At 43.8% G+C, this 21,154-nt stretch carries 25 protein-coding genes; 6 read left to right on the plus strand and 19 right to left on the minus strand.

The window, feature by feature from the left end; translation table 11 throughout:
* Positions 1 to 2 precede the first annotated feature (2 nt).
* Positions 3 to 308, plus strand: a complete 306-nt coding sequence (locus ACO05V_RS18630) for a YciI family protein (protein ID WP_421855094.1) — start codon at positions 3 to 5, stop codon at positions 306 to 308.
* A gap of 126 nt (positions 309 to 434) precedes the next feature.
* Here ACO05V_RS18630 and ACO05V_RS18635 read toward each other — a convergent pair whose 3' ends face one another.
* Positions 435 to 1,412, minus strand: coding sequence for an IS110 family transposase (locus tag ACO05V_RS18635; RefSeq protein WP_421855097.1), 978 nt, complete (start codon positions 1,410 to 1,412; stop codon positions 435 to 437).
* Between the two features lie 195 nt (positions 1,413 to 1,607).
* Complete coding sequence (locus ACO05V_RS18640) at positions 1,608 to 1,889, minus strand: SelT/SelW/SelH family protein (protein ID WP_219702206.1); 282 nt, start codon at positions 1,887 to 1,889, stop codon at positions 1,608 to 1,610.
* 92 nt (positions 1,890 to 1,981) lie between these two features.
* Here ACO05V_RS18640 and ACO05V_RS18645 point away from each other — a divergent pair, with 92 nt between their 5' ends.
* Together ACO05V_RS18645 and mnmC are read left to right on the plus strand one after the other, a co-directional pair.
* Positions 1,982 to 2,533, plus strand: a complete 552-nt coding sequence (locus tag ACO05V_RS18645; protein ID WP_421855100.1) for a peptidylprolyl isomerase — start codon at positions 1,982 to 1,984, stop codon at positions 2,531 to 2,533.
* Positions 2,523 to 4,526, plus strand: coding sequence for a bifunctional tRNA (5-methylaminomethyl-2-thiouridine)(34)-methyltransferase MnmD/FAD-dependent 5-carboxymethylaminomethyl-2-thiouridine(34) oxidoreductase MnmC (gene mnmC, locus ACO05V_RS18650; protein WP_421855103.1), 2,004 nt, complete (start codon positions 2,523 to 2,525; stop codon positions 4,524 to 4,526). Before ACO05V_RS18645 ends, mnmC begins: the two co-directional genes overlap by 11 nt.
* A gap of 132 nt (positions 4,527 to 4,658) precedes the next feature.
* Here the strand turns inward: mnmC and ACO05V_RS18655 are convergent, their stop codons facing one another.
* Positions 4,659 to 4,958: a hypothetical protein gene (locus tag ACO05V_RS18655; protein ID WP_421855106.1), complete on the minus strand. Its 300-nt coding sequence runs from the start codon at positions 4,956 to 4,958 to the stop codon at positions 4,659 to 4,661.
* Between the two features lie 117 nt (positions 4,959 to 5,075).
* Between ACO05V_RS18655 and cysE the strand changes: the two genes are divergently transcribed.
* The gene (cysE, locus tag ACO05V_RS18660) at positions 5,076 to 5,891 is read left to right on the plus strand and encodes a serine O-acetyltransferase (protein ID WP_421857027.1); all 816 of its coding nucleotides are present in this window, start codon (positions 5,076 to 5,078) and stop codon (positions 5,889 to 5,891) included.
* A 24-nt stretch (positions 5,892 to 5,915) separates the two neighbouring features.
* Here cysE and ACO05V_RS18665 read toward each other — a convergent pair whose 3' ends face one another.
* The 12 genes from ACO05V_RS18665 to ccmA form a co-directional block, all read right to left on the minus strand.
* Positions 5,916 to 6,152: a YheU family protein gene (locus tag ACO05V_RS18665; protein WP_421855109.1), complete on the minus strand. Its 237-nt coding sequence runs from the start codon at positions 6,150 to 6,152 to the stop codon at positions 5,916 to 5,918.
* Positions 6,153 to 8,171 carry an NAD-dependent DNA ligase LigA gene (gene ligA / locus ACO05V_RS18670; RefSeq protein ID WP_421855112.1) on the minus strand — a complete coding sequence of 673 codons (2,019 nt, stop codon included), beginning with the start codon at positions 8,169 to 8,171 and terminating at the stop codon, positions 6,153 to 6,155.
* Between the two features lie 91 nt (positions 8,172 to 8,262).
* Complete coding sequence (gene zipA / locus ACO05V_RS18675) at positions 8,263 to 9,306, minus strand: cell division protein ZipA (RefSeq protein ID WP_421855115.1); 1,044 nt, start codon at positions 9,304 to 9,306, stop codon at positions 8,263 to 8,265.
* A 65-nt stretch (positions 9,307 to 9,371) separates the two neighbouring features.
* Positions 9,372 to 10,556, minus strand: a complete 1,185-nt coding sequence (locus tag ACO05V_RS18680; RefSeq protein WP_421855118.1) for a tetratricopeptide repeat protein — start codon at positions 10,554 to 10,556, stop codon at positions 9,372 to 9,374.
* The gene (locus ACO05V_RS18685; protein WP_421855121.1) at positions 10,553 to 10,963 is read right to left on the minus strand and encodes a cytochrome c-type biogenesis protein; all 411 of its coding nucleotides are present in this window, start codon (positions 10,961 to 10,963) and stop codon (positions 10,553 to 10,555) included. The genes ACO05V_RS18680 and ACO05V_RS18685 overlap by 4 nt, the downstream gene beginning before the upstream one ends.
* On the minus strand, positions 10,960 to 11,469 hold the full coding sequence (locus ACO05V_RS18690) for a DsbE family thiol:disulfide interchange protein (RefSeq protein WP_421855124.1): 510 nt from the start codon (positions 11,467 to 11,469) through the stop codon (positions 10,960 to 10,962). The genes ACO05V_RS18685 and ACO05V_RS18690 overlap by 4 nt, the downstream gene beginning before the upstream one ends.
* Positions 11,470 to 11,471: 2 nt before the next feature.
* A complete protein-coding gene (locus ACO05V_RS18695; RefSeq protein ID WP_421855127.1) occupies positions 11,472 to 13,409 on the minus strand; it encodes a heme lyase CcmF/NrfE family subunit in 1,938 nt (645 codons plus the stop codon).
* A gap of 12 nt (positions 13,410 to 13,421) precedes the next feature.
* Positions 13,422 to 13,889, minus strand: coding sequence for a cytochrome c maturation protein CcmE (ccmE, locus tag ACO05V_RS18700; protein WP_421855130.1), 468 nt, complete (start codon positions 13,887 to 13,889; stop codon positions 13,422 to 13,424).
* Positions 13,889 to 14,065 carry a heme exporter protein CcmD gene (ccmD, locus tag ACO05V_RS18705; protein WP_421855140.1) on the minus strand — a complete coding sequence of 59 codons (177 nt, stop codon included), beginning with the start codon at positions 14,063 to 14,065 and terminating at the stop codon, positions 13,889 to 13,891. Before ccmD ends, ccmE begins: the two co-directional genes overlap by 1 nt.
* A complete protein-coding gene (locus ACO05V_RS18710; RefSeq protein ID WP_421855143.1) occupies positions 14,055 to 14,801 on the minus strand; it encodes a heme ABC transporter permease in 747 nt (248 codons plus the stop codon). Before ACO05V_RS18710 ends, ccmD begins: the two co-directional genes overlap by 11 nt.
* The gene (gene ccmB / locus ACO05V_RS18715; protein WP_421855146.1) at positions 14,801 to 15,463 is read right to left on the minus strand and encodes a heme exporter protein CcmB; all 663 of its coding nucleotides are present in this window, start codon (positions 15,461 to 15,463) and stop codon (positions 14,801 to 14,803) included. Before ccmB ends, ACO05V_RS18710 begins: the two co-directional genes overlap by 1 nt.
* Positions 15,460 to 16,074, minus strand: a complete 615-nt coding sequence (ccmA, locus tag ACO05V_RS18720) for a cytochrome c biogenesis heme-transporting ATPase CcmA (RefSeq protein WP_421855149.1) — start codon at positions 16,072 to 16,074, stop codon at positions 15,460 to 15,462. Before ccmA ends, ccmB begins: the two co-directional genes overlap by 4 nt.
* A 144-nt stretch (positions 16,075 to 16,218) precedes the next feature.
* Between ccmA and ACO05V_RS18725 the strand changes: the two genes are divergently transcribed.
* Together ACO05V_RS18725 and ACO05V_RS18730 are read left to right on the plus strand one after the other, a co-directional pair.
* Positions 16,219 to 17,916: a flagellar hook-length control protein FliK gene (locus ACO05V_RS18725; protein ID WP_421855152.1), complete on the plus strand. Its 1,698-nt coding sequence runs from the start codon at positions 16,219 to 16,221 to the stop codon at positions 17,914 to 17,916.
* Positions 17,916 to 18,164, plus strand: coding sequence for an EscU/YscU/HrcU family type III secretion system export apparatus switch protein (locus ACO05V_RS18730; RefSeq protein ID WP_421855155.1), 249 nt, complete (start codon positions 17,916 to 17,918; stop codon positions 18,162 to 18,164). The genes ACO05V_RS18725 and ACO05V_RS18730 overlap by 1 nt, the downstream gene beginning before the upstream one ends.
* On the opposite strand, the gene ACO05V_RS18735 is transcribed toward ACO05V_RS18730, so the two are convergent.
* The 4 genes from ACO05V_RS18735 to ACO05V_RS18750 are packed head-to-tail and all read right to left on the minus strand — an operon-like array spanning position 18,155 to position 21,109.
* On the minus strand, positions 18,155 to 18,559 hold the full coding sequence (locus ACO05V_RS18735; RefSeq protein WP_421855158.1) for a DUF2802 domain-containing protein: 405 nt from the start codon (positions 18,557 to 18,559) through the stop codon (positions 18,155 to 18,157). The genes ACO05V_RS18730 and ACO05V_RS18735 overlap by 10 nt on opposite strands.
* A gap of 22 nt (positions 18,560 to 18,581) precedes the next feature.
* Positions 18,582 to 19,073, minus strand: a complete 492-nt coding sequence (locus ACO05V_RS18740) for a chemotaxis protein CheW (RefSeq protein ID WP_421855161.1) — start codon at positions 19,071 to 19,073, stop codon at positions 18,582 to 18,584.
* A 35-nt stretch (positions 19,074 to 19,108) separates the two neighbouring features.
* Positions 19,109 to 20,326, minus strand: a complete 1,218-nt coding sequence (locus ACO05V_RS18745) for a chemotaxis protein CheW (protein ID WP_421855164.1) — start codon at positions 20,324 to 20,326, stop codon at positions 19,109 to 19,111.
* A gap of 9 nt (positions 20,327 to 20,335) precedes the next feature.
* Positions 20,336 to 21,109, minus strand: coding sequence for a ParA family protein (locus ACO05V_RS18750; RefSeq protein ID WP_421855167.1), 774 nt, complete (start codon positions 21,107 to 21,109; stop codon positions 20,336 to 20,338).
* Positions 21,110 to 21,154: the final 45 nt, after the last annotated feature.

The raw sequence follows: 21,154 nt of genomic DNA on the forward strand, positions 1-21,154 counted from the left end.
CAATGCTGTACTCAATTATTGGTGAAGATGTTGCAAACAGCCTGAGTGCTCGCCAACAAGCGCGTCCTGCTCACTTGGCTCGTCTAGAAACGCTACAAAACGAAGGTCGATTAGTGTTGGCTGGCCCAAACCCTGCCATTGATTCTGATAATCCAGGCGATGCGGGGTTTAGCGGCAGTGTTGTTATTGCTGAATTTGCTAGTCTTGAGGCCGCAAAAGCCTGGGCTGATGCCGATCCTTATGTGGACGCTGGCGTTTATGAAAACGTAACGGTTAAGCCTTTTAAGCAAGTTTTCCCGAACGCCTAAGAGAAACAACCTCTTCCTAACCCTTTTAATCTCCCCTTGAAGATAAAGGCAGGAAACAAAACAGCTCCCAACCTCCCCCTGCTAAGGGGGAGATACCATCTTTCCAATCAAGCCTTTTTTAGTCATTTAGGCTATTTGAGGCTTGTATTCGCTTTGATGCTTTACAACACCAAAACAAATTTGTACAAGCTTTCTCATGGCTGCTCCGAGTGCTTGCATGTGAGTCTTACCACGGTTTTTTAGGCGTTCATAAAGTGCTTTCACATCAGGGTTATGTTGTTTTGCGACAACGGCGGCCATATAAATTTTGGCTCTAACATTAGGCGGTCCAACCTTTGATAACATTGATCGGCCTTTTAATGTTCCTGACTCTCTAATTCTTGGAATTAGCCCTAAGTAGGCCGATACGCTTCCTGCTTTTTCAAACGGATGTGAGGACAGAACCGACAACATAAGCCTTGATACAACAGAGCCAACACCAGGAATACTTTCGAGAAGGTGTCTTTTCTTTTTCAGTGTTGGGTGATTGTCAATATGCGTATCTAACTCTTCAATCAGCCTCTCTTTCTCTTTTACTAACACAGACACAATGTTGTCTATCGATTTAATAACAACAGAAGAGCCGTCTGCTATTTCAGCTTGTTCTTTCCGATTCAATTCGCGCTGTATGTCTTTCTCTATCGACTCTATACGTTTGATCAGAGCTTTCAGCTTACGTACCTCTGGTGCTTCTGGTGTCCAGCGTTTTGGATCCATTTGATAACCGAACTTAGCTAAAAGAAGGCTATCGGCTTTATCCGTTTTGTGAGTCACGCCAAGCGCCTTGGCAAACTCTTTAGGCCTTGCTGGGTTAACAACACAAACTTGAAAACCTAGATGAAACAAATGGGTAGCAATGCCTTCATGATAAATCCCTGTCGCTTCAAAAGTGACATGAATTTGTTCAGGTTGTGCTGATGTTACTTTAATGAGCCATTGAGCAATATTTTCAAAGTCTTCCTGATTGTTTTTAAAGACTTTTGTTTTGACTTTTTCTGATAGGACGTCTCTTAGCCAAAGACAATCCAGCTTATTTTTTCCAACATCAATACCTATATAAATCATTTATCCTTATTCCCCTTGTACATGCAGCATCACTGTAGAAACAGGCGCTTGGATACCATCCAATGTTGAAGGATTAGTCTGGCAGAATAATCTCCCCCACAGCATCGAAGCGCTTAGGCTAGGAACATACTTACCAGACTAAAGTGAATTACTAGCTAAGCAATTCACTTAGAAAGATACAAGGTTGGGAGCGGGTTATTTCTTCACATCCGAATGCCCAAGATCTCGCTCAGGATCGATCACGTCGCGCATTCGTTGTTTTAGTACTTTTGCCTCAGGAAAACCGTCTTCTTTTTTCCGACACCAGATCTCCTGACCATTCACTCTCACTTTAAAAATACCACCTTGGGTTGGTATCAAGGTGACACTTTTTATATCATCATCAAATGTCGTTAACAGCTCTTGAGACAACCAAGCCGCACGCAACATCCAGCGACATAAGGTACAATATTCAATTTCTACGGCAGCAGTTCGCATTCGATTTTTTCTCCAAAATTTTCACAAGACGCCTTGGAACATCACAACATACCCAATACTATTGCTCATACATTTAATTAGGAAGTAGCACTATGCGTAAATATCTTATCACTGGTCTCGCTCTATTCACTCTTTGCTCGCAAGTAAACGCCACAGAAGTCGATATTGTAACTAATCAGGGCTCGATTCGAGTCGATCTAAACGATGAAGCCGCACCAAAATCTGTCGCTAACTTTCTACGTTACGCCGACGAAGGGTTTTACAACGGCACTATTTTCCACCGTGTTATTCGTGGTTTTATGATTCAAGGCGGCGGTTTCACTGAAGATCTGGGACGTAAAAACACACATCAAGCCGTGGCTTACGAAGGCGACAACGGGTTGGCAAATAACCGTGGCACTCTAGCGATGGCACGTACTCAAGATCCAAATAGCGCAACGTCACAATTCTTTATTAACCAAGTCGACAACGCCTTTTTGAATCATGGCGCTCGTGGCGCTGCTGGTTATACGGTTTTTGGTAAGGTTGTTGCAGGTATGGACATAGTGGATGCTATTTCTGCGGTACCGACTTCAACGGTTGGCCCTTACCAAAATGTTCCGACCGAACCTGTTATTATCGAGAGCATCACGCGTGTTAACTAGTTACCAATTAGAATCTCCTGCTCTAAGTTGGGGTGAGGACGGCGCACCTCACTCCAATCAGTTTGACGATGTCTATTTTGACAAAGAGTCAGGACTGGAAGAAACCCGTCACGTTTTTTTAAAAAATAACCAGTTAAGCGAACGCTGGGCATCGCTACAAAAAAACGCCTTTGTGATTGCCGAAACAGGTTTTGGCACCGGGCTCAACTTTTTATGCGCTTGGCAAGCTTTCTTAACGGAAGCCGCCAGCGATAAACAGTTGCACTTTATCTCGGTCGAAAAATACCCTATGACCAAAAGCATGCTGACCGATGCACTAAAAATGTGGCCATCCATAAGCCATCTCAGTCAGCAACTGATCGACACTTACCCAGAAGTTTGCCATGGCTTTCATCGTGTCGAATTAGAGCAAGGACGAATCCAATTAACACTTTGGTTTGGTGAGGCAGAAGACGGCTTCGCTGCACTAGATGCAGACGTCGATGCTTGGTTTTTGGATGGTTTTGCGCCAAGTAAAAACCCAGAAATGTGGTCAGACAATTTGTTTAAGCACATTCATCGCCTTAGCCACCAATGCACGACCTGCTCAACTTTTACCGCAGCAGGCATTGTGCGCAGAGGCTTAAAAAATGTCGGCTTTGATGTTCGTAAAGTAAAAGGTTTTGGACAAAAACGGGAAATGACGGTTGGCGAACTGAACATCACCACAGCGCCGTTATCTAAACGCATGTCTCAAGGTCAATCTTGGTTCAATCTTCGTCAAGATAATGCGCAAGAAGTCACTAAAGTTTTGGTCGTTGGCGCAGGATTAGCAGGCGCGAATACCGCTTATGCGCTCGCCAAACAAGGCATAAAAGTCGAAGTGTGGGAGCAAGGTGATTGCATTGCTGGCGGTGCGTCAGGTAATCCACAAGGCATGCTTTATCCTAAATTAGCTTCTCAGGACACACCCGTAAATCGTTTTTATCTGTCAGCTTACTTGTATGCAACTCGCCTATATTCCAGCTTAGATAAAAACAAACAATTCTGGGATGCTTGCGGATTAATACAAATCCCAAAACATGACAAAGAAGCCGGACGCTTCCAAAAACTACTCGATGAAAAGCTTTACCCAGAAGCTGTTCTTCAAGCTTCAAAAGACAGAGAAGGCAGTTTGCTTTTGCCATTGTCTGGCTGGGTCGTTCTGACAAAACTTTGCGAAACGCTTTTGTCTCATGACAATATTAAGGTTTGCTTAAACACCAAGCTTGAAAGCCTTTCTTCCATAAAGACAGCAGATACAATCACTGGCTGGCAAGCGCGATCTGGCGACCTTCAAACTGATTTTTCTCATGTGGTGTTATGTACCGCCAATGACACCAAAACCTTAGGGGTAACACCAAATACGCCGGACTACCCTATTCGCGGACAAGTCTCGTTTATTGATATTGAAAAAGCCAAAGCCGCTTGCCAATCCATTGGTGAATCAGCCGATAAAATAGACTTCGATAAGGTTCTCTGTGAATTTGGTTATGTTTCTCCTTCAATAAACGGCTTACTGCACTTTGGCTCGACATACGATCTAAAAGACCAAGATAATCAAGTAAGAGAGGAAGGTCATCAACGCAATTTAGCGATTTTAGAAAGCCTATTATTACTGCCAAAAGAAACATTTAACAGTGATGACTGCGGCGGACGAGTATCGTTCAGATGTGCCGTGCCAGATTACACGCCGATTGTAGGACCGGTTCAATCAGATGACATTTACCAGCAAGCCTACTCAACTTTAACTAAGAATGCTAAGTGGCAAAGCAATGAAATTGCAGAGCCAATCAAACAGCTCTACATCAATATCGGGCATGGTTCGCGAGGGCTTATTTCAACGCCATTGAGTGGAAGTTATATTGCCAGTTTAATTACTGGAACGCCCTCACCTTTGGAACAACAAATAAGCCATAAACTGCACCCAAGCCGCTTTATCATTCGCGACCTAAAACGCAGCCAAAACCTATAAAGCAACACAAAAACGTAAACCGATTGTCCTTTGACTCACTGCATTGAGTAAATCCTGAAAAAACTCAATGCAGTGATACTTTCGCCATTATTCCCTTATGATTCAAACAATTCACAAGCACTTGGAATAAGTTCAACAAGTCGATTTGAGGTTTGAGGTTTGAGGACGATACACGTAATGGTTAAGCTCTGGCAACAAAGCTCGTAGCTTATCGCTCAGTTGCAACAAACTTGGATTAATTGGCTCATATGGATAAACGTGATCCTGCAGGCTCAACTTATGCAATTCATCAAGTTCATCTTGCAATATGCCTTTCATCGCAAAAAAGCGATCTTTCTGATTAATATCATTGGTTTCCCAATAAGCATCGGAAAACGCGGAATTTAATTCATAAAAGATATGCAATGCATCAGCAACATTTTTTTTAGACATGTTATCTCCATCTTTATTGAGCAATCTTCATATTGCCACTTGTATTGTTTAACCCTAACCTTATAACCTACATTCTAAACGTGAATCGATATAGGTGAATACCCCTTGAGTATAACAATGCATCATGCCGTGACTTCTGACAATCTATGGTCATCTTTACAAGCGGAAGCAAAAAAGCTTGCACAAGACGAACCTATTTTAGCCAGCTATTTTAATACCACTATTTTACGCCATGAATCATTGTGTTCCGCTTTAAGCTTTTTACTCGCCAGCAAGTTAGATAGCATATCAATTCCCGCTATGGTATTACGAGAAGTATTCGAAGAAGCCATGGCAGATACTCACTCTGGCATTGTCCGATGCATCGAGCAAGATATTTTAGCGATAAAAGAAAGGGATGCCGCTTGCGATACATTTACTACACCACTGTTGTTTTTTAAAGGCTTCCACGCCTTACAAACGTATCGCGTAGCAAACTGGTTATGGAAAAACAATCGCAAGAGCTTAGCACTGTATCTGCAAGGACAAATGTCGATGGTCTTTAGTGTCGACATCCATCCAGCAGCAACAATAGGCTGTGGTGTCATGCTAGACCACGCAACAGGCCTTGTGGTTGGCGAAACCTGCGTCATTGAAGATAACGTATCTATTTTGCAATCGGTCACTCTAGGCGGCACAGGTAAAGAGCACGGCGATCGTCATCCTAAGATACGTTCAGGTGTATTAATTGGTGCCGGTGCGAAAATTCTTGGCAACATTGAAATTGGCGAAGGGGCGAAAATCGGTGCCGGTAGCGTGGTATTAGAACCTGTTGAACACCACACAACTGTTGCTGGTGTTCCTGCGAAAATTGTCGGACGCAATACGGGCGAAGAACCATCCCGAGTGATGGATCACAATATTAACCATTGTGTTCGAGATTGCGTGGAATAACGAAAATAAATTACGACCTCAAATTCAAATGAGGTCGTAATTATTTATATCACTTTTCGGAATCATCTTGATGGTTTCGCTTTCTGTATCAAACAACAAAACAGCTTCCCCACTTCGCAATGATCGCAACGCCTGCTCGCGCTTTTGCGCTACTGACAAATCATAATCACCATAATCAGTGCCATCACGCGATACAATGTCATCCAGAATGGTTTCTAAAGTGTCTGGTGCTAACGAATCATAAGGTATTAAAGTATCCAATTAGATCGCTCCATGTTGATTAAGCAAAGCGATAACTCCTGCCTCATCAATAACAGGCACATTAAGAGATTGTGCTTTGGTAAGTTTCGAACCGGCTTTTTCGCCGGCGACTAAGCAATCTGTTTTCGCAGAAACCGAGCCACTCACCTTAGCACCTAATGCTTGTAACTTGTCTTTTACTTGGTCACGACTAAATTGGCTTAATGAGCCAGTTACCACATAGGTTTTACCAGATAGTGGCAATTCATCAGCTGAAACTTGCTGTTTTTTCTCCCAGACAACGCCTGCAGCTAACAAACCTTTAATGGTGTCTCGGTTTAATTCTTGCTCAAAAAACAAATGTACATGTTGAGCCACAATAGGACCAACATCTTCCACCTCTACCAAGGCTTCCTGATCCGCAGCCATTAACTCGTCCAGCTCTGTAAAATAATTGGTTAAAGCACGAGCCGTTGCCTCACCTACTTCACGAATACCCAATGAATAGATAAAGCGATTAAATTGTGTATTCTTTGCCGTCTCGATTGACGCAAGAAGCTTCTCGACTGACTTTTGCCCCATGCGCTCCATCGACAGCAAGGTGTCTTTTTTCTCGCCTAGGGTAAAAATATCGACCGGTGTTTTAACCAGCTCTTGATCAACCAGCTGATCAATCAGCTTATCGCCAAGGCCATCAATATCCATGGCTTTACGAGAGACAAAATGTTTTAGAGATTCTTTTAGCTGCGCACCACACACCAAACCGCCAGTACAGCGAATCACAGCTTCGCCTTCGACTTGTTCCAAGTCCGAGCCACAGACTGGGCAAGCTTCTGGAAAAACAACCTCTGTCGCATCATCAGGGCGCTTATCAATCACCACTTGAACAACTTTAGGGATCACGTCGCCAGCACGGTGAACTATCACAAAATCATTCACTTTCACGCCTAAACGAGCAATCTCGTCTTTATTGTGCAAAGTGGCATTAGAAACCGTCACACCACCTACAAATACTGGCTCTAATCGAGCAACAGGGGTAATAGCGCCTGTACGACCTACTTGGAAATCAACGCCCAACACTCGAGTCATTTCTTCCTGAGCCGGAAATTTTCTGGCTATCGCCCAACGTGGCGCACGGGCAATAAAGCCCAGCTGATTCTGCAAGGCAATTTGATCCACTTTATAAACGATGCCATCGATGTCATAGGACAAATTGGCACGCTTTTCATTGAGCATTTCGTAGTAATCAATGCAACCTTGCGCACCTTCTGCTTTTGCCATCAGGTCGTTGGTACGAAAGCCCCAATCACTCAACTGCAGCAAACCTTCGTAATGGCTTTTAGGCTGATCCCAACCTTCCACATAACCAATCGAATAAGCGCACATCACCAACGGACGAGTGGCAGTAATCTTAGGATCAAGCTGACGCAAACTGCCTGCTGCCGCATTGCGAGGGTTAACAAAGGTCTTTTCACCTTGCTTAACAGCCAAGGCATTCAGCTTTTCAAAACCGTCTTTTGGCATATAGATTTCGCCACGAACTTCTAACACAGCAGGCGGCGTTTGAGTACGTAGCTTCAGTGGTACAGAATAAATCGTTTTGATATTCGAGGTAATGTCTTCACCCGACAAACCATCGCCACGAGTCACACCTCGCACCAAACGCCCATCTTCATAGCGCAAACTAATCGCTAAACCATCAAGTTTAGGTTCACAGCAATATGTCACCTGATCAGCATTAAGCAATTTACGAATACGCTGATCAAAATCAGACAAGGACTCATTGTCAAAGGCATTATCCAAAGACAACATGGGAACAGTATGGGCAACGTTAGCAAAACCGCTATCTGGCTTTTCGCCAACACGCTGGGTTGGAGAGTCCGCTTGAATCCAATCTGGGTGCTCGGCTTCTATCGCTTGAAGCTGACGATAATAACGGTCATATTCTGCATCAGGAACGATTGGCGCATCTTTTACATGATAAGCATAGCTATAATCGTTAAGCTGCTGAATCAGGTCCAGCATCTGCTGATGCGTCATGCTTGTCTCTTGGCTCATAGATAAATAAACTCAAAATTGGTTCTTATGGCAGGTCTAAAGCAACCAAGGCCCCTTAGGGCCTTAGTTCATATTACTGTTTGTTGCGCATTAACCGACGGCGCTCAAAGTCTCGTATTCGCTGACGGCAATGAGCAATAGTTTGATCACTCATGGGAGAGCGTCGCTCGTCACGCAATTCGCCACCTAAATTACGCACTAAGGTCTGAGCTGTTTCAAGCATGAAGTCGAACGCTTTCATGCTATTTTTTGGACCAGGCAAGCCCATGAAAAAGCTCACACCTGGACAATCCGTTTCGCCCATTGTGTCTAGATCGAAAGTGCCCGGTTCAATAGCATTCGCCATACTGAACTGCACTCGACCACGATCAAAGCCATCTTCATGGCGGTGGAAGATATCCATTTCGCCATAGCGCATACCGCAATTCAAAATTAATTGAAGCAGCTCCATACCAGAGAAGTTTTGCTCTTCAGGGGCAAAGATATTGATGACGATAACTTCTTCAATTTCAGCTACGCTGTTATCTTCGTAATCGTCCTCTTCTAGATCTTCGACGATTCCGTTAGGTGTGATTTGATCAATATCGATTTCAGAATAGCTACGCTCATAATCTTCATCTGCGTGACTTTCACCGCCATGACTCTCATATCCACTATCAGTGTCTATGGCAAAATCTAGATCAAGCTCATCTTGCTCATAAAAACCGTCATCAGAATAGTTTTGCTCAGACACCGCAGAATCGCCAAAGTCTCGCTCAGGCACCAAAGAAGCGAGTTCATCAAGATGCATTTCTTCACCTCGATCTAGCTCTGGACCAGAATCTACTTTATGAGGGACATCCGCTAAAGGCGCTTTCGCCGTTTTCCTAGCGTTCTCAAAGGCATTATTAATAGGATCTAGAGACGATTTGTCTCGTTCATTTGAAGAAATATTGCCATATCCAACAGCTGGGCTCTTACGTACCAGTGCATCATCTGATTCATCTAGATCAGTGAAGTCATTATCTGCTTGAGCATATTCCTGCCCTTTTTTATACCGACGAAATCCATCTATGAGGATAACGACAATAATGACGACCCCAATCAAGATTAGCCACTCACGCAAGCTAAATTCCATTACTTATTCCGAATTGCATCAATTAATGTTGCCCGTATTATCAAACGAAGCGGCCTAGGATTCAATTACAAGGCCACCTTGATTACGAAAATCTCTTTACGATTTGTAAGTAAACCACGCTTTATACCGATAATTCGACCTTTTGTCAGATCATTGTCATTAATATTTGCCAGTTTCACCACTAAATCAACTTTATCGGCTTCCGCCAAGGTCATCGTTGGCATTAAAGAATCGAGATTGGTTAACAAAATCGGCTGAGCCAAATCCTCAGGAAATACTCTTTGAATAGCAATTGGCATTTTTTGTCCCTTCACCAAAGCATAAACCAGCAAAATATCGTCTCTTTGCCACGTCAATTCACCCGCGTCCCATTCGATCTTCACCGCCAACTGATCGGTAATAATAGGCGCAACTTGCTGATAATCAATTCGACCCAATTCTCGAGCTTTACTGATTGCAGACAACAGGGCGAAACGCTCGGTTGAATGTCCGCTGTAGCGGATGGCTTCTTGCCAAGCCAACACTGCGCCTAAATAATTTTGCTGTGAAAAATGTGCCACGCCTTTTAAATCCAGTGCCGTGACTTGAGTCGGTGCGACTTGCAAAATCGTATCGACGACTTTTAACATTTTCTCTGAACTTTGACCGCCATTGGCATAAAAAAGAGCCTGGGCGTATTCAACCAACAAATTCACGCGGTTTTCAGCATTTTTTGGCAATTTTTCTAAAGCTGTCTCGAACGCAACAACCGCCTCTTGATACTTTTCAGCACTGACATAATCCGTCGCTAGATAGTACCAATCCTCTACTCTGTCATAACGCGCACTGTGATACTTTAGAAAATCAGTCACTTTCTGCGGAGTAAGCTGTTGTGTTTGCAAATCTTTTGTAAAGGCCACCTCTTTCGAATAACCAATTTGTTGGTAAAGACTCACACTGCCTAAAACCGCAACAACCACTACAGCAAGCATGACCCAACGAGCAAAGAAAATATCGTTGTGAAAAAAGCGTTTTTGTCGACCATCAATAGATTTCGTCTCAGAATCTACATCAAGTAATAACTGCGAATATTCGCTAGCAGTCAATCGTCCCGCTTCCTCTTCTTCAGCGATTTCTTTTCGGCGCACCGAAACAAAAGACGACTTTTTATGATAATCAGCATTATCGCCAATCTGATGGGTAATTGAGCCAAAAAGATACACTAGGCACAACACTATCATGGTGGCCATGACCAAATATGCGACCATCATAAATTTCGTCCTCGTCGATTATGGCTCGCCATCACCACAGCAACGAAAGCCAGAAGCCCTATTCCAAGCAAAATAAATGGGCCATACCAAAGCAAAAATGTGGCCGTTGAATGCTGCGGACGATACAAAACAAAAGAGCCGTAACGCGCCACCATGTAATCCACAATCTCCTGATCCGTTTTACCTTGATCTATCATCTGATGGACAAGCTCACGAAGGTCAACAGCAATACCAGAGCCAGAGTCTGCCAAGTTTTGATTCTGACATTTTGGGCAACGCAATTCTTCAACCAAACTTTGATAACGTGTTTTGTTCAATTCTGAACTAAACAACATTTGCTCCTGAGCAAAGGCAGACAAGGAAAAAAGCATGGCAACAGATAAAAAAATACCTCTAAAAAGCATCATTTCATATAGCCTTTTATTTCAGGCCAATTTTCGGCATTAATCACACCTTGATGCCGATAAACCACAATACCAGAACGATCTACAACAAAAGTTTCGGGGGCGCCTGTGACCCCCATATCAACGCCAAAGTTACCTATCTCATCCATCAATATGGCTTGATAAGGGTTGCCCTTTTGCTCTAACCATTGTTCCGCAAGACCCTTCTGATCTTTATAATCGATACCAACAATAAGTACACCAGAATTTGCCAGCTGCATTAAAAAAGGGTGTTCAACATGACAGGCAGGACACCAAGTGCCCCAGAAATTAATCAAGTACGGAGTCTTCGGTAAATCCTTGTGCGTATAAACCTGATCATCTTGCAATGACACTAAAGTAAACTCAGGAACTTTTTTTCCAACCAATGCCGAAGGCATATACTGGGTATCTTTGCCGAGCTGTAAATAAAACACAACGCCAAGCACAAGAAAAACCGCCAAGGGTACAAAAAATAGTAACTTTCGCATGATTATACTCCAGTTCGTTTTCGATAGCGTTTATCTAGCGCTGCCAACAAACCACCCGCCATCATCATCAAACCACCAAGCCAAATCCAACGCACAAAAGACTTCACGTAAATTCGCACACCCCAAGCAGAATCATCCAGTCTTTCGCCCAAAGAAACATAAAGGTCACGGGTAAATCCAGCATCCAGCGCCGCTTCGGTCATCACTTGCTGACGAGTTGAAAAGAAACGCTTTTCGGGGTGAAGAACAGCAACGGCTTTTCCCGCTTTATAAGCCGTAAATTGCCCTTTGCTTGCCACGTAATTTGGCCCTTTCACTTGTTCCATTTGATCAAATTGAAATTCATAGCCTGCGATAGTTGCTTTATCCCCGGGTGATAATCGCAACATAGATTCATGGCTATTGACGCTAACCAATACAATCCCCACCAAGGTAACGACCATACCAAGGTGCGCCAATAACATCCCGTAGTAATTTCTTGGCAATTGTCGAGCGCGAGGAATAATACCTTTTGTGCCAGCAGAAACTTTACTAAACCAATCAGAGAAAGATAAGCACACCACCCAAAACGCCACGGCTAAACTCAGCCAAGCGATAAAGCCAAATCCATAGCAATAAACAACTAATCCTGCCGACAAAGTAGCAACCACCACTGAGATAGAGCATGCCTTAAAAAACACATTGAATTTCGTATGGTGCCATTTAGACAAAGGGCCAACCGCCATAAACACCATCAGCAACAGAGCGATTGGAGTGAAGACGCTATTAAAGTACGGCGCGCCAACAGAGATTTTACCCAGCCCTAACGCGTCAAAGATCAAAGGATATAAGGTACCTAACAATACCGTTAACGTCAGAACCGTTAATAAAATGTTATTGAGCAGCAACCACGCCTCACGCCCTGTTGCGCCAAAAGCCACAGTAGAACGCACCTCTACCGCTCGGATGGCATACAACAGCAAACTGCCACCAACGAGCACCAAAAGCAAAGCGAGAATAAACATACCGCGCGTAGGATCGGCAGCAAAAGAATGTACCGACGTCAGCACACCAGAGCGCACCAAAAACGCTCCGAGCAAGGAAAGACTAAAGGTAAATATAGCCAGCAAGACGGTCCAGCTTTTGAATACACCGCGCTTTTCGGTGACAGCAAGGGAATGCAATAGCGCCGTTCCCGCTAACCAAGGCATAAAAGACGCGTTTTCCACTGGGTCCCAAAACCACCAGCCGCCCCAACCTAATTCATAATAAGCCCACCAACTTCCAAGTGTGATACCTAAAGTCAAAAACGCCCACGATGCAGCTGTCCAAGGTCTTGCCCAACGCGCCCAAGAAGCATTTAAGTTGCCTGTAATCAATGCCGCAACGGCAAAGGCAAACGCCACGGAGAAACCAACATAACCCATATACAAAATGGGAGGATGAACAATCAGACCAAAATCCTGCAACAGCGGATTGAGATCCCCACCATCTGCAGGTACATCTGGTAATAAGCGCGCAAAAGGCGAAGAGGTAAAAAGTAAGAAGGATAAAAAACCAAGACTAACCATACCTAACACAGATAAAACCACAGGCCCGATATCTTCCGGTAAGCTTCTTATCTTTAACGCAACGGCGGAACACCAGCCAGACAAGATCAACACCCAAAGCAACAATGACCCTTCGTGCCCGCCCCACAAGGCGCTGACTTTATACCAAACAGGCAACTGACTATTCGAGTTCTGAGCAACATACAACACAGAAAAATCATCCGTTAAAAACGATAAACTCAAGGTGACAAAGCTTACCAGCACCAAGGCCGACATAATAAACGTAAGCGGTCTGGCCGTTTCCAGCAAAAGTCGATTACCTTTCCAATAACCAATTAAAGGCACCGAAGCCAATGACAAGGCAAAAAATAACGACAATATCAGTGAAAATTGACCAATTTCAGGAAACATAAACAGCCTAAATTAATAAGTAGATTGGGCAGACTCTGCTCTCTCGCCCGTCGAACTTTGGGCATTTTTCAATGCTTCAGTGATTTCTGGTGGCATGTATTTTTCATCGTGTTTAGCCAAGACTTCAGTCGCTTCAAAAACGCCGTCATTATTTAGCTTACCCTGAGCCACAATGCCCTGACCTTCTCGAAATAAGTCAGGCAGAATTCCGCGATATTCAATAGTGACTTTGTGCTGAAAATCGGTCACATCAAACGCAACTGCCAAGGTATCCGGGTTACGTTTAACGCTGCCATTTACCACCATGCCACCCGCGCGAATATTGGCATTTTGTGGTGCTTCCCCCATGGCGATCTGGGATGGAGAAAAGAATAAATTAATATTCTGCTGCAAGGCATACATTACTAAGCCAACCGCTGCGCTCAAGATCAACACAATGGCGGTTATTACTAACAGGCGTTTTTTTCTTACTGGATGCATTAGCGAGTTTGATTCCTCAAAAAGCGTTTACGTAACCTGTCACGTGTTTTTCGGCGCGTCACTAGCGTACTCCAAACCAACCAAGCTAAAGCCAAAGCACTAAAACCATAAACCGACCAAACATAGACGCCATGGGTTCCCATCATCAAAAATTCCGAAAAGCTATTAAAGGCCATGTTCCATTACCTCTTGCTTCACCCAGCTCGATCTGTTTTCGCGATTTAATATCTCAGACTGCATTCGCCAAAGAACCAAACCAGCCACGAAGCAGTACAAACCAATCACAGAAAAGAGCAAAGGCAGCCACATTTCAGATGGCATTTCAGGCTTTTTAGTGAGTGTAAACGTCGGACCTTGATGTAAGGTTTCCAGCAATACCACCGAATACTTAATTATGGGTAAGTTAATCAATCCCAAAACACTAATCACGGCGGCGGCCTTGTTCGCTAACACCAAATCATCTAAGGAGTTTTGCAAAGCGATAATGCCCATATAGAGAAAAAACAACACCAACACAGAAGTCAGCCTTGCATCCCAAACCCACCAAGTCCCCCAAGTAGGCTTCCCCCAAATAGCGCCAGAAACCAAAGCGATTAACGCCATCACAGCACCAATTGGTGCCATTGCCTTGATAAAAATAGGCGCTATTTTCATTTGCCAGACAAGAAATACAAAACCTGCCACGCCCAATGCGAAATAACAAGATTGCGCCAGCATCGCCACTGGCACATGAATATAAATAATACGAAAGCTGTTACCCTGCTGGTAGTCAGCGGGAGCAAAAGCCAGCCCCCACACCAAGCCGATAACAAGACAAAAACAGCCGAAACAAAACAAAGGCAACGCCCAAGATTTAGACCAAGAGAAAAACCATTTAGGTGAACCTAATTTATGAAACCATGTCCAGTTCATCAATTTACACTCGCTTTAATCGCAATCGCCGTCATGAAAGGCGATATCACCAAAGACAATAAAGACATCGCCAACAACATTGCCAACAAACCAAAATAAGGCAAACCTGCTTGTGCTGCCTGTACCGCTGAGGTCGAAAAAATAATCACCGGCAAATAAAACGGCAAAATTAATAACATAACCAGCATCGCTCCCTGTCTTATCGACACAGTTAAAGCCGCACCAATTACCCCTATCAAAAACAAACTTGGCGTACCAAGAATAAGCGTCAACATGAGCACCCAAAACCCAGATTCAGATAGATACAGCATTTCCGCCAGTAAAGGCGTCAAAACCAATAATGGCAGTAAAACAATCAGCCATTGAGCAATGACTTTTAACAAAATCAACAAGGGTAAAGACAAACCACTAACCACCAACTGCTCTAGCGTGCCATCTCGATAATCTTCTTTAAACACACCTTCCAGTGCCATCAAAATAGCTAAAACAGCGGCACACCAAACAATACCAGCGGCAGCAGGAGTCAAAAACGCCGGCGAAGAATTAATGCCGATAGGAAACAAGGACACTACAATAACGAAAAATAGCAACGCATTAAAAAGGTCTTGCTTACGTCGCCATAAAATCAAAAACTCAACTTTTAGAAAAGAGGAATACGTCATGATAGCAAGGCCACATCTCGGGAAACCAATACCCTTAAATCTTGGTGAGTGGTTAAAATTACCAAACCACCGGATAAAATATGTTGTTGAATTCGCTTTTCTAACAATTCAACACCACTCGTATCCAAAGAGGCAAAAGGCTCATCCAACAGCCACAGTACTTTATTCGTGAGCCATAAACGCGCTAACGCTACACGTCGCGCTTGTCCTGCCGATAATTGCTTAACAAGAGCACCTTTGTAATCACTTAATTCCAGCAGAATTAACACTGAAAGCAAGCCCTCTGATGTTACATCAGGACAATACCAACGAAGGTTTTCTTCTACACTAAGCAGGCTTTTTACCCCAACGGAATGTCCAATATAAAGAAGATCTTGTTGTAATAGATGACGCTCGACGGTTACATCATGACCGGAATACTCGATCTTCCCTTCCAATGGCCTCAACATACCAGCAATCACTTTTAATAAAGAACTTTTGCCAGCGCCATTGTCACCCAAAATACGAACCACTTCGCCAGACTGCGCAGCAAAAGAAAGCCCTTTACACAGGTCTTTGTCTGCACGTTCAATCCAAAGGTCTGATATTGTTAAAGAAGCAGAAGATTGCAAAAGATTTATCCAATTCGGCCGATATAAAGGTCAAGATTAACATTGTTTGGCTACACTATTTAATTATATGGTTTAACCATACTAAAGAGCCCTTACATTATATGAGAACCTTTCCTAAAAGCACAAACTAGCAGGCAGACTTACATGATCTCTGACATCCAATCTACGCTTAACGCGTCTTCAGGCAAACAGAGCAATACCAGTAACAGCAAGGTATTGAACAATGTGGGGACAATCGCAAGATTAGGCAATGAGATGAAGCTAATCGAAAGCCTTAGTCTTATTAAATTTCAAGGCAGTGAACTTCTCAACTTTCAGGGAAAACCGACTCAGATTTTACATGCCACGAGCGCACAACAGCCGTTCACACTGATTAATACGGGCACACCAATTGATATAAGCGACATTAAAAATGCGCAATTAAGCAAAAGCAATCCACAACAAGCGACACTGACCATCCCGGTAAATAACCAGCTCAATAAATCCAGCATCTTGAATGCTCCTCAGGTCAAACAAGTCGATAATCTAATGTTGGCATCTCGTGTCGTAAACTTAACCGTCACGTCTGCGACGCCCTCTTCGGCAAATAACACGACTCTCCCTCAGCCCCCAACAGCAACGGTCAAAATAGGAACGGGAACCAACGCACCGGGCAGAAACCCAACGGGGTCGAGGATAACAAGTAATAACACCTTGCCTCAAAACATCGCTCAAACGGTTGCCAATACACCAGTTGCTAATGCATCAACAACACCAGCAATCACAGCTTCAGCGAATGCTCAACCCTCAAATTCCGCACCAGCAGTTATCAATCAAGTACAATCTACAACACCTGCTGCGGTCGCCCTTAACCAAACTCAAGCAACAACGGCAGCGAGCCCAACAAACCCTCAGCTCGCAACCGTCACCGATGGGCAGTCTGAATTCCCGATTCTTAGCCAGACACCATTAAAAAAAGGCGATGTGGTTCGTGTTATGGTCGATGCCAATAATAATATGCAAGTATTGCCACCGAAAACCAATACAGCACCACCGTCTGCACAAGTCGAAGCTCTAAAACAAAGTCTACCAAGACAATTATCTCTTGGAGACATGTCACAACTTGTCAATCAATTACAAAAGCTGAACGATAACACTTCAACTTTGCCGCCTCAGACACAACAAGCACTAAGACAACTCATACAAAATATTCCAGCACTGGGAAGTCTGACCACATCACCTGAGGCAATGAAACAAGCTATTCAAACCAGTGGCGTTTTTTCAGAGTCCTTACTGGCAAACAACACCACACAATTACCTGCTGATTTGAAACTCAATCTTCATCGTTTAAAAGATGTGCAAGAAAATACTGGTGCGTTGCGGCTTGGAAGCATTCCAACTGAACAAATAGCTAATGCAATTGAGCGTATTACAACCAGCCAACTGCGCCACTTTTCTGATGCAAACCAAGTGAACAACACCAATTACCCTTTACACATAGAACTGCCAATAAAAAATGGGCAAACAACCAGTTTTGTTGGAATTGAAATAAACAAAGATGCAAGTTCAACAGCAGAAGAACAAAAACAAGACAGACGCTGGCTAGTAAAGCTAAAATTTGATTTTGAAGAAACGGGAAGGTTTGATGCAAGAGCCAGCATTCAGGCAAATAAAGTCGGCATCCTCTTTGCTGCAGAAGATCCAGAAACGGTACAAAAATTACAGAGAAACCTGTCTACTTTAAAACAACAGTTAAAAGACAAAGATATTGAAGTTGAAAGATTAGACGCATTTCAGGCTAAGCTCGATAAAGAAAAAGCCAATATTGTTAAAACTCAATCATTAATTGATGTGAGGACATAATGCAAAAAGCCGTTGCTCTAAAATATGACTACAGTGCAGCACCAAAAGTGGTTGCTAAAGGAAGTGGTTTACTGGCTGAAAAGATCATGGCTGTTGCCAAAGAAAATGATGTTCTGCTTCACCAAAGTCCCGAGCTTGTCGAAATGCTCAGCACTTTGGAATTAGGCGAAGAAATACCGGAATCCTTGTATCTAGCCGTTGCAGAGGTTATCGCCTTTGCACATAAAATCAAAGATCATCAGTGGTAATCTGAATTCCTACGTGACTCTTGTTTTAACAAGCTAATCAGCTCTGCCTCAGCTCGAATAAGACCACATTTAGAAACCAAATCATCTATGGTTGCCCCCATTTCCAAAAGCTCCATAGCGCGATTGTATGAGACACCACCTTCTTTCGATAAAATCTCAGATTGCTTTTCTACAGCTAAATTCAGTTTTTTCTCAATAGCTACCAAGCGGCGACCCATTCCTATTGACCCTGAGGCAAGCACTTGTACTTGCTTTTTTTGACTCAATTCCGCTTGCGCATATTGATGCTTCATTTGTTTTAGTCGTTTCGATAATCGAAAAGCCCAAACAACAACTGCAATCAAAATCGCAAACTGAAGCATCAGAAGAAGGTTAAATAACCATTGAGATTCCATCTAGTACAACTACCTTAATTACTTATATTGACCCTACTTCAGACCACTCATCTTCTGATAATAACTTATCAAGGTCCACAAGAATCAATAGGATATCATTTTTGTGACAAACACCTTGAATGAACTTCGAGGATTCATCATTACCAACACTTGGCGATGGCTCAATCTCAGACTGACGAAGATAAACAACTTCTGACACGGCATCAACCAGAATACCAATCACATGACCTTCCACTTCAAGAATCATGATGCGCGTAGCGTCTGTAATTTCACCTGATGGCAGACCAAAACGCTGGCAAGTATCAATGACGGTAACCACCGTACCACGTAAGTGTATGATCCCCAGAACAAAACTGGGCGCCCCAGGAACAGATGCTACTTCAGTGTAACGTAGAACTTCTTTTACCTGCATTACATTTACACCATAGATTTCATTCTCTAAGCGAAATGTCACCCATTGCAACATTGGATCATCTGATTGACCTGCACTTTTCAACGCGACGCTACTACCCATATTTTTCTCCTAAAATCACGATATGATTCTAACCATTATTTGATCGAACTTTTAAATCCATTTTGTGGATCATCTAACAATTCTATAAAACCCTGTACATCTAGTATGGCACACATATGCTCAATTACCGTACCGGCTAACCAAGGCCGCTTACTTCTATCAGTGCGCCACTTTACTTGTGTTGGTTCTAAGGTAATAGCCTCTGCAACACGCTCACAAGCGACCCCCCAATCTGAGCGATCAAGCTGTATTACAAACTTAAAATTTTCTTTCATCTCGCCTTCGTAATGATTAGGCATTATCCACCGAGCTGTATCAACAGTACGAAGGTTAAACTCTCCCACATTAGCAACCCCCATAAACCAGTCGGGCTGACCAAAAATAGAGGTTAATTTATCCCCTCCACTCTGATAAATACCACCTAATTCAACTAAAGGCACCGCAAGCTTCAAGCCACCAACATAAAATAGTAAACATTCGAACCTACCTGTTGCCCATGGCAAAGGGTCTGTTCTAGAAATTTTCTTAGCGGGCTCTGGCTCTGGCTCTGGCTCTGGCTCTGGCTCTGGCTCTGGCTCTGGCTCTGGCTCTGGCTCTGGCTCTGGCTCTGGCTCTGGCTCTGGCTCTGGCTCTGGCTCTGGCTCTGGCTCTGGCTCTGGCTCTGGCTCTGGCTCTGGCTCTGGCTCTGGCTCTGGCTCTGGCTCTGGCTCTGGCTCTGGCTCTGGCTCTGGCTCTGGCTCTGGCTCTGGCTCTGGCTCTGGCTCTGGCTCTGGCTCTGGCTCTGGCTCTGGCTCTGGCTCTGGCTCTGGCTCTGGCTCTGGCTCTGGCTCTGGCTCTGGCTCTGGCTCTGGCTCTGGCTCTGGCTCTGGCTCTGGCTCTGGCTCTGGCTCTGGCTCTGGCTCTGGCTCTGGCTCTGGCTCTGGCTCTGGCTCTGGCTCTGGCTCTGGCTCTGGCTCTGGCTCTGGCTCTGGCTCTGGCTGAATAATATTGTGCTCTTCAGAATCCAATGACAAGCCATCAACTTGAGCAGATATTGCCTCTTCAAAATCTTTAAATGAAGCATCTAAAGACGAGAGTTCTTCTTCACTGAGGCCAGCCTCTGAATCGACCTGCTCAGATTCCACTAACTCTGATTCGACAAGCTCTTCATCAGGCGGCTCTGATGTTGCCTCTTGCAATAAATCATCAAGATAGCGCTGGACCGCTAATTGAGGTCCTATTAAAGCCTGCTCTTTATTCTTTGTATCTTTCATATACTGTTACTATCCCGCTGGGTTCAGCAAAGAATCCATCAGACTTGCGTAAGCCTTAATTCCTCGAGCATTTGGATCCAGTGCCGAAGGAGCAATACCCGCTGTACTGGCATCTCTTAACTTCGTGTCCACTGGAATCACAGAATGCCACACCAACTCCTCATAAGTATCTTTTAAACTGCGTAAGCTTTTATTAGATGCCTGAGTACGACGATCAAAAAGGGTTGGTACAATCAAAAATGGGACAGGACGTTTTCTTGCCCTGTTTATCATGGTCAATGTACGGACCATTCTTTCTAAGCCTTTTATCGCTAAAAACTCAGTTTGTACAGGTATCACCAATTGCTGACAAGCCGCCAACGCATTAATCATTAACACACCCAGTACAGGTGGGCTATCAATTAATACATAATCGTAGTCGTCCCATAAAATTGCTAGGGTTTTAGAAATAACTAAGCCCATACCACCTTGTGCTTGAGCATGGCGCTCCAAGGTTGCCAACGCTGTAGACGCAGGCATTAGAGATAAATTAGGATGACCTGTTTCTAATATTAACGAAGCGGGTAAATCTTCTGGAATCTTTCCAGTTGCCTGAAAAAGGCTATAAGCACTCTTTTCTATGGAGTCGGGATCAAAGCGAAAGTAACTGGTCAATGAGCCATGCGGATCAAGATCAATCATTAACACCCGATTACCAGCATCAGCTAACAACCCTGCTAAAGAAACTACTGTGGTCGTTTTGCCAACGCCGCCTTTCTGATTCGCCACTGCCCAAATGTGCACTCTGACTCCCCTGATACCCTATGCTGTTATTTTGCTTACGAATTC

Origin of the sequence: Marinomonas sp., from assembly GCF_965225885.1 — a bacterium.
Classification (GTDB): Bacteria; Pseudomonadota; Gammaproteobacteria; order Pseudomonadales; family Marinomonadaceae; genus Marinomonas.